The 14,106-nt window shown below is 69.3% G+C and carries 6 protein-coding genes and 1 tRNA gene; 5 read left to right on the forward strand and 2 right to left on the reverse strand.

All coding sequences use genetic code 11. From position 1 onward, the window contains the following. Positions 1–222: 222 nt before the first annotated feature. From BLW81_RS16485 to BLW81_RS16495, 3 genes are read left to right on the forward strand one after another with little or no spacing between them, the layout of a single operon-like run. Positions 223–9,444 (forward strand): type I polyketide synthase, encoded by a 9,222-nt coding sequence (locus BLW81_RS16485; protein ID WP_083408096.1) that lies wholly within the window; start codon positions 223–225, stop codon positions 9,442–9,444. 15 nt (positions 9,445–9,459) lie between these two features. After that, positions 9,460–9,852 carry a holo-ACP synthase AcpS gene (gene acpS, locus BLW81_RS16490; RefSeq protein WP_083408097.1) on the forward strand — a complete coding sequence of 131 codons (393 nt, stop codon included), beginning with the start codon at positions 9,460–9,462 and terminating at the stop codon, positions 9,850–9,852. 56 nt (positions 9,853–9,908) lie between these two features. Beyond that, complete coding sequence (locus BLW81_RS16495) at positions 9,909–11,255, forward strand: dipeptidase (protein WP_083408098.1); 1,347 nt, start codon at positions 9,909–9,911, stop codon at positions 11,253–11,255. On the opposite strand, the gene bcp is transcribed toward BLW81_RS16495, so the two are convergent. Then, positions 11,232–11,705 carry a thioredoxin-dependent thiol peroxidase gene (bcp, locus tag BLW81_RS16500; protein WP_083408099.1) on the reverse strand — a complete coding sequence of 158 codons (474 nt, stop codon included), beginning with the start codon at positions 11,703–11,705 and terminating at the stop codon, positions 11,232–11,234. The genes BLW81_RS16495 and bcp overlap by 24 nt on opposite strands. A 112-nt stretch (positions 11,706–11,817) precedes the next feature. Between bcp and BLW81_RS16505 the strand changes: the two genes are divergently transcribed. Further along, positions 11,818–12,045 (forward strand): DUF3618 domain-containing protein, encoded by a 228-nt coding sequence (locus tag BLW81_RS16505; RefSeq protein ID WP_083410594.1) that lies wholly within the window; start codon positions 11,818–11,820, stop codon positions 12,043–12,045. A gap of 562 nt (positions 12,046–12,607) precedes the next feature. Here BLW81_RS16505 and BLW81_RS16510 read toward each other — a convergent pair. Then, positions 12,608–12,680, reverse strand: a tRNA-Lys gene (locus BLW81_RS16510). Positions 12,681–12,845: 165 nt separating this feature from the next. Between BLW81_RS16510 and BLW81_RS16515 the strand changes: the two genes are divergently transcribed. Beyond that, complete coding sequence (locus BLW81_RS16515; RefSeq protein ID WP_083408100.1) at positions 12,846–14,063, forward strand: L,D-transpeptidase; 1,218 nt, start codon at positions 12,846–12,848, stop codon at positions 14,061–14,063. Positions 14,064–14,106 lie beyond the last annotated feature (43 nt).

Genomic DNA, 14,106 nt, shown 5'->3' on the forward strand with positions numbered 1-14,106 from the left:
GGTGGCCAAAAAGGGGTCTCCTCTTATGACACTCTTAGTACGGCTGGAGTGCACGGAAGGCGGTGCACGCGAGTGTTGCGGACCGCCCGAGCCGGACCAGTCGGGATTCGACGCCGAATCGCAGGCGCCGGCAGGGACGCCGGTCGCCGTGGAGCTTCCAACACAGCCGACGACCACAGCCGACGAACGACGAGCAGGACGCGGGACGAGGAGATACAGGACGTGACGATCAACGAGCAGCACCGGGTGTCCACCGACCGCAGCACGGATACCGCGATCGCCGGTACCTCCGCCCTCGTCGACCGGCTCAACGCCGGTGAGCCGTATGCCGTGGCGTTCGGCGGCCAGGGCGGCTCGTGGTTGGAGAACCTCGAGGAACTGGTCAGCTCGGCAGGCATCGAGTCCGAGCTGAGCGAGGTGGTCGGTGAGGCGGCGCTGCTGCTCGAACCCGTCGCGCGTGAGCTCGTCGTCGTCCGGCCCATCGGGTTCGAACCGCTGCAGTGGGTGCGCGCGCTGGCCGCCGACGAACCGCTGCCCGCGACCAAGCAACTGATCACCGCGGCGATCTCCGGACCCGGCATCCTGCTGGCCCAGATGGCCGCCATCCGCGCCGTGGCCCGCCAGGGACTCGATCTCTACGACACGCCGCCGGTCGCCATGGCCGGCCACTCGCAGGGCATCATGGCCTGCGAGTCGCTGCGGTCCCGGGGCGCCAAGGACGCCGAGCTGCTGGCGCTGCTGCAACTGATCGGCGCGGCCGGCTCGCTGGTCTCGCGCCGCCGCGGCATGGTGGGACGCGGCGACAAGTCACCGATGGTGTCGGTGACCAACGTCGACCCCGACCGCATCGCCGAGGTGCTCGAGGAGTTCTCCCAGGACGTCCGCACGGTGTTGCCGCCGGTGCTGTCCATCCGCAACGGGCGGCGGTCCGTCGTGATCACCGGTACGCCCGAACAGCTCGGTCGGTTCGAGCTCTACTGCGCGAAGATCACCGAGAAGGAAGAGGCCGAACGCAAGAACAAGCTGCGCGGCGGCGCGGTGTTCAGCCCCGTCTTCCACGCCGTCCAGGTCGAGGTCGGCTTCCACACGCCGCGCCTGGCCGACGGTGTCGAGGTGGTCGACGGTTGGGCCGCGCGGTGCGGCATCGACGCCGACCTCGCCCACGAGATGACCGAGGCGATCTTCGTGCGCCCGATCGACTGGGTGTCGGAGGTCGAGCGCCTGCACGCGGCCGGCGCGAAGTGGATCGTCGACCTCGGCCCGAGCGACACGGTGACGCGCCTGACCGCGCCGGTCATCCGCGGCCTCGGGGTGGGCATCGTGCCCGCCGCCACCCGGGCGGGCCAGCGCAACCTGTTCACCGTCGGCGCCGAGCCGGACGTCCCGCCGGCATGGTCGTCGTTCGCGCCCAAGGCAATCGAGCTGCCCGACGGTTCGGTCAAGGTGTCGACCAAGTTCACCCGGCTGACCGGGCGCTCGCCGATCCTGCTGGCCGGCATGACGCCGACGACCGTCGACGCCAAGATCGTCGCCGCCGCCGCGAACGCCGGGCACTGGGCCGAGCTCGCCGGCGGCGGCCAGGTCACCGAGGAGATCTTCGAGAACCGCATCGCCGAACTCACCACGCTGCTCGAGCCGGGCCGCGCGGTGCAGTTCAACTCCCTGTTCCTCGACCCCTATCTGTGGAAGCTGCAGCTGGGCGGCAAGCGGCTGGTGCAGCGCGCGCGGCAGTCGGGCGCGCCGATCGACGGTGTTGTGGTGTCGGCGGGCATCCCCGAACTCGAGGAAGCCGTCGAGCTCATCGAGGAACTCAACACCGTCGGCATCAGCCACGTGGTGTTCAAGCCGGGCACCGTCGACCAGATCAAGTCGGTCATCAAGATCGCCGCCGAGGTGCCCGACAAGGACGTCATCGTCCACATCGAGGGTGGCCGCGCCGGCGGGCACCACTCGTGGGAGGACCTCGACGACCTGCTGCTGACGACCTACGGCGACCTGCGCAAGCTGCCGAACATCACGGTCTGCGTCGGCGGCGGCATCGGCACGCCCGAGCGGGCCGCCGAGTACCTGTCCGGCCGCTGGGCCACGCCGTACGGCTTCCCGGAGATGCCGGTCGACGGCATCCTCGTCGGCACCGCGGCGATGGCGACGCTGGAGGCCACGACGTCACCGGCGGTCAAGCAGATGCTGGTCGAGACGACCGGCACCGACAACTGGATCAGCGCCGGAAAAGCAACGGGCGGAATGGCTTCCAGCCGCAGCCAGCTCGGCGCGGACATCCACGAGATCGACAACGCCGCGTCGCGCTGCGGCCGGCTTCTCGACGAGGTGGCCGGCGACGGTGACGCCGTGGCGGCCCGCCGCGACGAGATCATCGCCGCGATGGCCACCACCTGCAAGCCGTACTTCGGCGACCTCGGCGACCTGACCTACCGGCAGTGGCTGCAGCGCTACGTCGAGTTGGCCATCGGCGACGGCGACAGCACCGCCGACACCAAACTGCCCAACAGCCCGTGGCTGGCCGACACCTGGCGCGAGCGCTTCGAGGAGATGCTGCACCGCGCCGAGGCCCGGTTGCATCCCAAGGATTCCGGCCCGATCCCGACGCTGTTCGCCGACGCGGCGCTGCTCGACGACCCGGACCGGGCGATCGAAATCCTGCTGGCCCGTTACCCCGAAGCCGAGACGCTGCGGCTGCACCCGGCCGACGTGCCGTGGTTCATCACGCTGTGCAAAAAGCCGGGCAAGCCGGTCAACTTCGTCCCGGTCATCGACAAGGACGTGCGCCGGTGGTGGCGCAGCGACTCGCTGTGGCAGGCGCACGACGCCCGCTACACCGCCGATCAGGTGTGCATCATCCCCGGCACCCAGGCGGTCGCCGGGATCACCCGCGTCGACGAGCCGGTCGGTGAACTGCTCGACCGCTTCGAGCAGGCCGCGATCGACGAGGTGCTGGCCAAGGACGGCCTGCCGGTGCCGGTGGTGTCGCGCCGTCAGGCCCGCGCCGACATCACGGGTCCCCTTGCGGTGGTGCTGGATTCGCCCGACGTGCTGTGGGCCGGCCGCACCGCGATCAACCCGGTGCACCGCATCGGCGGGCCCAGCGAGTGGCAGGTCAACGAGAACCGTGCCGCCACCCATCCGTCGACCGGTGCGCGGCTGGAGCTCAGCGGTGACCGCGTCACGCTGAGCGTGCCGCTGTCGGACATCTGGATCGACATCCCGTTCACGCTGCCGTCGTGCACCGTCAACGGCGGAATGCCGGTCGTGACCGTGCAGGACGCCTCGACCGCGATGCGGTCCGTGCTGGCGATCGCCGCCGGCGTCGACGGCCCCGATGCCCTTCCGCCCGTTGAGGACAACACCGCGACCGTCACCGTCGACTGGAACCCCGAGCAGGTCGCCGACCACACCGGGGTGACCGCGACGTTCGGCGCACCGCTGGCGCCTGGGCTGACCCTGGTGCCCGACGCCCTCGTCGGTCATTGCTGGCCCGCGGTGTTCGCCGCGATCGGCGCGGCGGTCACCGAGGACGGGTTCCCCGTCGTCGAGGGCCTGCTGAGCCTGGTGCACCTGGACCACGCCGCCCACCTGCTGCAGCAGATGCCGAAGGTCAAGGCCGAATTGACCGTCACCGCAACGGTTTCGGCGGCGACCGACACCGAGTACGGGCGCGTCGTGCCCGTGTCGGTGACGATCAGCGATGCCGACGGGACACCGCTGGCGACGCTGGAGGAGCGGTTCGCGATCCGCGGCCGCACCGGCGCGGCCGAGCTGGCCGACCCGCCGCGGGCCGGGGGCGCGATCACCGACAACGCCACCGACACCCCGCGGCGCCGCCGCCGCGACGTCACGGTCACCGCGCCGACCGACATGAGCGCGTTCGCCGTGGTGTCGGGCGACCACAACCCGATCCACACCGACCGCGCGGCCGCGCTGCTGGCCGGGCTGAAAACGCCTATCGTGCACGGCATGTGGCTTTCGGCGGCCGCGCAGCACGTCGTCGCCGCGACCGACGGCAAGCCCGCCCCGCCGGCCCGGGTGGTCGGCTGGACGTCCCGCTTCCTCGGGATGGTGCTGCCCGGCGATGACATCGACTTCCGCGTCGACCGCGTCGGAATCGACCGCGGCGCAGAGATCGTCGAGATCAGCGCGAAGGTCGCTGGCGAACTCGTGATGTCGGCGACCGCCCAGCTGGCGGCGCCCAAGACCGTCTACGCGTTCCCCGGCCAGGGCATCCAGCACAAGGGCATGGGCATGGAGGTCCGCGCCCGGTCGAAGGCTGCCCGCAAGGTGTGGGACACCGCCGACAAGTTCACCCGCGAGACGCTGGGCTTCTCGGTGCTGCATGTGGTGCGCGACAACCCGACCAGCCTGATCGCCAGCGGTGTGCACTACCACCACCCCGACGGCGTGCTGTTCCTGACGCAGTTCACCCAGGTCGCGATGGCGACCGTGGCCGCCGCGCAGGTCGCCGAGATGCGCGAGCAGGGGGCGTTCGTCGAGGGCGCCATCGCCTGCGGCCACTCCGTCGGCGAATACACCGCGCTGGCGTGTGTGTCCGGCGTGTACCAGCTCGAGGCGCTGCTCGAGGTGGTCTTCCACCGCGGCAGCAAGATGCACGACATCGTGCCGCGCGACCACCTCGGCCGGTCGAACTACCGGCTGGCCGCGATCCGGCCGTCGCAGATCGATCTCGACGACGCCGACGTCAAGGGCTTCGTCGCCGAGATCTCCGAGCGCACCGGTGAATTCCTGGAGATCGTGAACTTCAACCTGCGCGGCTCGCAGTACGCGATCGCGGGCACGGTGCGCGGGCTCGAAGCGCTCGAGGACGAGGTCGAGCGGCGCCGGGAGATCACCGGCGGCAAGCGGTCGTTCATCCTGGTGCCCGGTATCGACGTGCCGTTCCACTCCTCGGTGCTGCGCGTCGGTGTCGCCGACTTCCGGCGCTCGCTGGAGCGTGTGATGCCGCGCGACGCCGATCCGGACCTGTTGATCGGCAAGTACATTCCGAACCTGGTGCCGCGGCCGTTCACGCTCGACCGCGACTTCGTGCAGGAGATCCGCGATCTGGTGCCTGCCGAGCCGCTCGACGAGATCCTCGCCGATTACGACACCTGGCGGAACGAGAAGCCGCGCGAGCTGTGCCGCAAGATCGTCATCGAACTGCTCGCGTGGCAGTTCGCCAGCCCGGTGCGCTGGATCGAGACGCAGGACCTGCTCTTCATCGAGGAGGCCGCAGGCGGTCTCGGCATCGAACGGTTCGTCGAGATCGGCGTGAAGTCCGCACCCACCGTCGCCGGGTTGGCGGCCAACACCCTCAAGCTGCCCGAATACTCGCACAGCACAACCGAAGTGCTGAACTCCGAGCGCGACGCCGCGGTGCTGTTCGCCACCGACACCGATCCGGAGCCTGAGCTCGACGACGAACCGGCGCCCGCGCCGGCCGCCGAAGCCGCAGCGCCCGCCGAGCCGGCCGCACCGGCCGCTCCGGCACCGGCACCTGCGGCACCCGCAGGCGGTCCCCGTCCCGACGATCTGACCTTCGATGCCGCCGACGCCACGATGGCGCTCATCGCGCTGTCGGCGAAGATGCGCATCGATCAGATCGAGGCACTGGACTCCATCGAGTCGATCACCGACGGCGCGTCCTCACGACGCAACCAGCTGCTGGTCGACCTGGGTTCGGAGCTGAACCTCGGCGCGATCGACGGTGCGGCCGAGGCCGACCTGGCCGGGCTGAAGGGTCAGGTCACGAAGCTGGCCAGGACCTACAAGCCGTTCGGGCCGGTGCTCTCGGACGCGATCAACGACCAGCTGCGCACGGTGCTCGGACCGTCGGGCAAGCGGCCCGCCTACATCGCCGAACGGGTCACCAAGACCTGGGAACTCGGTGAGGGCTGGGTCAAGCACGTCACCGTCGAGGTGGCGCTCGGCACCCGCGAGGGCACGAGCGTGCGCGGCGGCGAGCTCGGCGGGCTGCATGACGGCGCGCTGGCCGACGCGGCGACCGTGGACCGGGTCATCGACGGCGCGGTCACCGCGGTGGCGGGCCGGCGCGGCGTCTCGGTGTCGCTGCCGTCCTCGGCGTCCGGCGGTGGCGGCGTGGTCGATTCGGCCGCGCTGACCGAGTTCGCCGAACAGGTCACCGGCCGCAACGGTGTGCTGGCGGCCGCGGCGCGCACGATTCTGGGCCAGCTGGGTCTCGAGACCCCGGTGCCCGTGCCCGAGGCGACCGACGCCGAGCTCATCGACCTGGTCACCGCCGAACTCGGTTCGGATTGGCCGCGTTTGGTGGCGCCGGTGTTCGACGGCCGTAAGGCGGTGCTGTTCGACGACCGCTGGGCCAGCGCGCGTGAGGATCTCGCGCGGCTGTGGCTGCTCGACGAGGGTGAGATCGACGCGGACTGGGCGCGGCTGTCGGAGCGCTTCGAAGGCGCCGGCCACGTCGTCGGCACCCAGGCCACCTGGTGGCAGGGCAAGGCGCTGGCCGCGGGCCGCAACGTGCACGCGTCGCTCTACGGCCGTGCCGCGGCGGGTGCGGAGAACCCCGGCAAGGGCCGCTACAGCGACGAGATCGCGGTGGTCACCGGTGCATCGAAGGGGTCGATCGCCGCCTCGGTGGTGGCCAAGCTGCTCGACGGCGGCGCGACGGTGATCGCGACGACCTCGAAGCTCGACGACTCCCGGCTGGCGTTCTACCGCACGCTCTACCGCGACAGCGCCCGCTTCGGCGCCAAGCTGTGGGTGGTGCCCGCCAACATGGCGTCCTACACCGACATCGACGCGCTGGTGCAGTGGGTCGGCTCCGAGCAGACCGAAAGCCTAGGGCCGCAGTCGATTCACTTGAAGGACGCGCAGACCCCGACGCTGCTGTTCCCGTTCGCGGCGCCGCGGGTGGCCGGCGATCTGTCGGAGGCCGGGTCGCGTGCCGAGATGGAGATGAAGGTGCTGCTGTGGGCGGTGCAGCGGTTGATCGCCGGGCTGTCGCACATCGGCGCCGAGCGTGACATCGCCGCGCGGCTGCACGTCGTGCTGCCCGGTTCGCCGAACCGCGGCATGTTCGGCGGTGACGGCGCCTACGGTGAGGCCAAGTCGGCGCTCGACGCGCTGGTCACCCGGTGGAAGGCCGAATCGTCGTGGGCGCAACGGGTTTCGCTGGCGCACGCGCTGATCGGTTGGACCAAGGGCACCGGCCTGATGGGACACAACGACGTGATCGTCGGCGCGGTGGAAGAGGCGGGTGTCACCACCTACACCACCGAAGAGATGGCCGACATGCTGCTGGCGCTGTGCGACATCGAGTCCAAGGTCGCCGCGGCGCGTGAACCGCTGCAGGTCGACCTGACCGGCGGACTGGCCGAGGTCGAACTCGACCTGACCGCGCTGGCCGCTCAGGCCCGCGACGAGATGGTGACCGAGAGCGCCGTCGAGGAGGACGACGAGGAGGGCACCGTGCGTGCGCTGCCGTCGCCGCCGCGAGGCTACAAGTCGGCGCCGCCGCCGCAGTGGGACGACCTCGACGTCGACCCGGCCGACCTGGTGGTCATCGTCGGTGGCGCCGAGATCGGGCCGTACGGTTCGTCGCGCACCCGCTTCGAGATGGAGGTCGACAACGAACTGTCGGCGGCCGGTGTGCTCGAATTGGCGTGGACTACCGGCCTGGTCAAGTGGGAGGACGATCCGACCCCGGGCTGGTACGACACCGCCTCCGGTGACCTCGTCGACGAGGGGGAGCTGGTCGAGCGCTACCACGACGCCGTCGTGGAGCGGGTCGGCATCCGCGAGTGGGTGGACGACGGCGCGATCGACCCGGATCACGCCTCGCCGCTGCTGGTTTCGGTGTTCCTGGACAAGGACTTCACCTTCGTGGTGTCGTCGGAGGCCGACGCCCGCGCGTTCGTGCAGTTCGACCCCGAGCACACGGTCATCGCGCCGGTGCCCGACAGCAGCGACTGGCAGGTGACCCGCAAGGCGGGCACCGAGATCCGGGTGCCGCGCAAGGTGAAACTGTCGCGGACCGTCGGTGCGCAGATCCCGACGGGATTCGATCCGACCGTGTACGGCATCAGCCAGGACATGGCCAACTCGATCGACCGGGTGGCGATGTGGAACCTGTGCGCGACCGTGGATGCGTTCCTGTCCGCGGGGTTCACCCCGGCCGAGTTGATGCGCTGGGTGCACCCGAGCCTGGTGGCCAGCACGCAGGGCACCGGCATGGGCGGCCTGACGTCGATGCAGACGATGTACCACGGCAACCTGCTGGGCCGGAACAAGCCGAACGACATCCTGCAGGAGGTGCTGCCGAACGTCTTCGCCGGCCACGTCGTCCAGTCCTACATCGGCAGCTACGGATCGATGATCCATCCGGTCGCCGCGTGCGCGACGGCCGCGGTCTCGGTCGAGGAGGGCATGGACAAGATCCGGCTCGGCAAGGCCGATTTCGTGGTCGCGGGCGGCTACGACGACCTGACGCTGGAGGCGATCATCGGGTTCGGTGACATGGCGGCCACCGCCGACACCGAGACGATGCGCGCCAAGGGCATCAGCGACTCGAAGTTCTCCCGGGCCAACGACCGGCGCCGACTGGGCTTCGTGGAGTCGCAGGGCGGCGGCACGCTGCTGCTGGCCCGCGGCGACCTGGCCGTGCAGATGGGCCTTCCGGTGCTGGCCGTCGTGGCGTACGCGTCGTCGTTCGGCGACGGTGTGCACACCTCGATCCCGGCGCCCGGCCTCGGCGCGCTGGGCGCGGGCCGCGGTGGACGCCAGTCGCAGCTGGCGCGGTCGCTGGCCAAGCTCGGCGTGGGAGCCGACGACATCGCGGTGGTGTCCAAGCACGACACCTCCACGCTGGCCAACGATCCCAACGAGACGGAACTGCATGAGCGGCTGGCGGATTCGCTGGGCCGTTCGGAGGGCGCCCCGCTGTTCGTGGTGTCGCAGAAGAGCCTCACCGGCCACGCCAAGGGTGGCGCCGCGGCGTTCCAGATCATGGGCATGTGCCAGATGCTGCGCGACGGCGTGATCCCGCCGAACCGGAGCCTGGACTGCGTCGACGACGAACTCGCCGGCGCGGCGCACCTGGTCTGGCTGCGCGACACCCTGCGGCTCGGCGAGAAGTTCCCGCTCAAGGCGGGCCTGGTCACCAGCCTCGGGTTCGGTCACGTGTCGGGTCTGGTCGCGCTGGTGCATCCGCAGGCCTTCCTGGCCGCGCTGAGCCCGCAGGAGCGTGCCGACTACCAGCAGCGCGCCGGTGCGCGGGTGCTGGCCGGTCAGCACCGGCTGGCGTCGGCGATCGCCGGTGGGCGGCCGCTGTACGAGAAGCCGGCGGACCGCCGCTTCGGCCATGATGCGCCGGAGAAGCGGCAGGAGGCCGAGATGCTGGTCAGCGCGGGATCGCGGCTCGGTGATGACGACGTGTATGTGGCTGGGCAGCCCTGAGATAGCGTTGCGCGCATGGCGATAGTCGGGGTCGGGATCGACCTGGTCTCGATACCCGACTTCGCCGAGCAGGTCGACCAGCCCGGCACGGTGTTCGCCGAGACGTTCACGCCGGGGGAGCGCCGCGACGCCGCGGACAAGAGTTCGTCGGCGGCGCGGCATCTGGCGGCGCGCTGGGCGGCCAAGGAGGCCGTCATCAAGGCGTGGTCGGGTTCGCGGTTCGCCAAACGGCCGATGCTGCCCGAGGCCATCCACCGCGACATCGAGGTCATCACCGACATGTGGGGCCGGCCGAAAGTCCGACTGTCCGGGGCGATCGCCGAGCACCTGCGCGATGTGACCATCCACTTGTCGTTGACCCACGAGAAGGACACCGCCGCCGCGGTCGCCATCCTCGAGGAACGCTGAACTGCACGCTCGTAGCGCCTCAGCGCGACGAAACCGATGCCGCTAGCCTCGACGCCATGAGTGATCTGGTGCAGCGGGTGCAAGAGGTGCTGCCGTCCGTGCGGCGCGATCTGGAGGACCTCGTGCGCATCGAGTCGGTGTGGGCCGACCCGGCGCGGCGCGGCGAGGTGCAGCGCAGCGCCGACGCGGTGACGAAACTGTTGACCGAGGCCGGGTTCGGCGATGTGCAGATCGTCAGCGAGGGCGGCGCACCGGCGGTGATCGCCCGCCACCCGGCGCCGCCCGGCGCGCCGACGGTGCTGCTCTACGCCCACCACGACGTGCAACCCGAGGGTGACCCGACGCAATGGGCGACGCCGCCGTTCGAGCCCACCGAACGGGACGGACGGCTCTACGGCAGGGGCACCGCCGACGACAAGGCAGGCATCGCAACGCATTTGGCGGCGTTCCGCGCCCACGACGGCAACCCGCCCGTCGGCGTCACGGTGTTCGTCGAAGGTGAGGAGGAGTCCGGCTCACCGTCGCTGTCGCGGCTGCTGGCCGCGCATCGCGACACGCTGGCCTCCGACGTGATCGTCATCGCCGACTCCGACAACTGGAGCACCGAGGTGCCGTCGCTGACCGTGACGTTGCGCGGGCTGGCCGACTGCGTCGTCGAAGTGGCCACCCTCCACCACGGGTTGCACTCCGGGCTGTGGGGCGGGGTGGTGCCCGATGCGCTCAGCGTGCTGGTGCGGTTGTTGGCCAGCCTGCACGATGACGACGGCAACGTCGCCGTTGCCGGACTGCACGAAGCCGGCGCCGCCGATGTCGACTATCCGCCCGAGCGGGTCCGCGAGGAGACCGGTCTGCTGGACGGCGTGTCCGAAATCGGTTCAGGGACGGTGCCGCAACGTTTGTGGGCCAAACCGGCGATCACCGTGATCGGCATCGACACCACCCCGATCGACAAGTCGTCGAACACGCTGACCCCGCGGGCGCGGGCCAAGGTCAGCATGCGGGTCGCTCCCGGCGGTGACGCGGCCGAGCACCTGGCCGCGCTGACGCGCCACCTCGAAGAACACACGCCCTGGGGCGCGCACGTCACCGTCATCCCTGGCGATCTCGGACAGCCGTACGCGATCGACGCCACCGGTCCGGTGTATGACGCGGCCCGCGAGGCCTTCCGGACGGCGTGGGGAGCGGAACCCGTGGACACCGGCGTCGGCGGGTCGATCCCGTTCATCGCCGAGTTCGCGGCCGCGTTCCCGTCGGCCAAGATTCTGGTCACCGGCGTGGAAGACCCTGCGACACAGGCGCACAGCGTCAACGAGAGCCTGCATCTCGGGGTGCTGGAACGCGCCGCGATCTCCGAAGCCCTGCTGCTGGCGAACCTGGCGTCAGAGCGACAGGTCGCGCCGTAGCTTGGCGACGTGCCCGGTGGCGCGCACGTTGTACTGCGCGACCTCGATCTTGCCCTTCTCGTCGACGACGAACGTGGACCGGATGACACCCTGAACGGTCTTGCCGTACATCGTCTTTTCGCCGTACGCACCCCACTCGGTGAGGACTTTGCGGTCCGGATCCGACAGCAGCGGGAAGGTCAGCTGCTCCTTGTCGCGGAACTTGGCGAGCTTCTCGGGCTTGTCCGGTGAGATCCCGACGACGTCGAAGCCGGCACCGTCGAGGTCGCGTAGGTTGTCGCGGAAATCGCAGGCCTGCTTCGTGCAGCCCGGCGTCGACGCGGCCGGATAGAAGTAGACGATCACCTTGCGGCCCTTGTAGTCGGACAGCTTCACGGTGTTCCCGTCGGCGTCGGGCAGGCTGAACGCTGGGGCTTTGTCGCCGACCTCGAGTCGCGGAGTCTGTGGCACGCGTGGGCATCCCTTCTGTCGACCGGTGCGCTGCAACGAGCGCGGGCTGCTCTAGGGTAGATCGGCAGGCCCCGTCCGGGGAGCAGCGACTGACAGCGGCATGGAGGCGCACGTGGCGGACCGCGATCCCGAGACCATCAAGCGGGACATCGATCAGGCGCGCGAGCAGCTTGCCGTGACGGTGGACACCCTTGCCGAGCGTGCCAATCCCAGCCGGCTGGCCGACGACGCCAAGGCCGCGGCCCTGCGATTCGTCACCAAACCGGCGGTCGCCGCGTCGCTGGCAGGCGTCGGAGCGCTGGCATTCATCCTGGTTGTTCGCCGAATCCGGCAGCGCTGACCCGCAGGTCAGCGTTCACAAAAAGGTCAGCGACGACGCGCTGAGCGGAACCAGTCGGCCAACGAGAATCCCGGGGGATTGGCGACCCGGCCGAGCCTGCTGCAGGTGTACACCGCGACGGGACTCTGTGCAGTGACATCGTCGGACGCACCAGCGCCCGATGCACTCCCTGCGGATGGTCCACCGATCGGCGACATCAGCTAAGTCCTCGTTTCCCTGCGGCCGCGACCCGTTCGATACGGGCGGTTGGCGTTCTAGCTAATCAAACCCTAGCAGACGTACCCACGCTCCCGCAGTTCGAAACGTCAGATTCTGCTTAGCGAGAATTGCGTGCGTCTCTGTGTATATGCTGGCTGACGCCTACATAAGCGTTGTTATGGCGATTGCGAGCCGGTCGGTCGTTCGCAAAACTAAAAACATCATAGTAATTTACGACACAGTAAGTGGCAACCAATCGATGCTTTGCGGTCGGTCGAGAGAGATCGCGCTGCCGGCTACCGCCGCACAAAAGCAAGACGCGACCGTGGCGGCCGCCACGATCGCGTCTTGCTTCGAACCTGAGTGCGCCGTCAGGGTTTCGAACCCCGGACCCGCTGATTAAGAGTCAGCTGCTCTACCAACTGAGCTAACGGCGCGCGTGTGAGACAATAACAGGCCTTGTGGGGGAGGGTGAAATCCCGTGCCCAGGCGGCCTGCCGGGGCGCTTCGGGCGGCACTGTCGCCGTCGCTCCCGCAGTGAAGTTTGCCCCTAGACTGGTGCACACAACAATCGATTTTTCATCTGCGAGGTGGAGTTAGTTATGTGGCGAGTCCGCTCAGTGGCCCGTCCGCGTCGCCGTGCCTGGCTGATCGCCGGTGCGCTGATCCCTGCTGTTTTGCTCGGGGTGACTGCTTGCGGCGGCAACAGCACGCCCGCGCAGCCACAAGTCATCGCCGACAAGGGCACCCCGTTCGGGGACCTGCTCGTTCCGAAGCTCATCGCGTCCGTGACCGATGGCGCCGTCGGTGTCAGCGTCGACTCCCCGGTCACCGTCAGCGCCGAGGACGGCGTGCTGGGCGCGGTCAGCATGCGCAACGAGGACGGCAAGACCATCGAGGGCGCGTTGAGCCCGGACGGTCTGACGTGGTCGACCACCGAACCGCTCGGCTACAACAAGCGCTACACGCTGACCGCGGAGTCGCTGGGCCTCGGCGGGGCCACCAGCCGGCAGATGTCGTTCGAGACCCACTCGCCGGAGAACCTGACCATGCCTTACGTCCTGCCCAACGAGGGTGAGGTCGTCGGCGTGGGACAGCCGATCGCGATCCGGTTCGACGAGAACATCCCGAACCGGGTCGCCGCGCAGAAGGCCATCAAGGTCAAGACCACCCCGGAGGTCGAAGGCGCGTTCTACTGGCTGAACAACCGCGAGGTGCGGTGGCGGCCTGCGGCGTACTGGAAGCCGGGCACCAAGGTCGAGGTCGCGGTCAACACCTACGGCGTCGACCTCGGCGACGGCCTGTTCGGCCAGGAGGACGTCAAGACGACGTTCACAGTCGGCGACGAGGTCATCACCCGGGTCGACGACAACACCAAGACCCTCACGGTCACCCGCAACGGTGAGGTGATCAAGACCATGCCGGTGTCGATGGGTAAGAACAGCACGCCCACCAACAACGGCGTCTACATCGTCGGCGACCGCCTCTCGCACATGGTGATGGACTCGTCGACCTACGGCGTTCCGGTCAACTCGCCCAACGGATATCGCACCGAGGTCGACTGGGCCACCCAGATCTCCTACAGCGGCATCTACGTCCACGCCGCGCCGTGGTCGGTGGGCAGCCAGGGCTCGAGCAACGTCAGCCACGGGTGCATCAACGTCAGCACGAGCAACGGCAAGTGGTTCCACGACAACGCCAAGCGCGGCGACATCGTCGAGATCGTCAACACCGTCGGGTCGACGCTGCCGGGCACCGACGGGCTCGGTGACTGGAACATCCCGTGGGAGCAGTGGAAAGCGGGCAACGCCAACCTCTGACGCGGTCGGCGTCTCACGCATCAAAAAGGGTCAGGGAGCGGAT

The sequence above is a fragment of the Mycolicibacterium rutilum genome (assembly GCF_900108565.1).
GTDB classification, from domain to species: Bacteria; Actinomycetota; Actinomycetes; order Mycobacteriales; family Mycobacteriaceae; genus Mycobacterium; species Mycobacterium rutilum.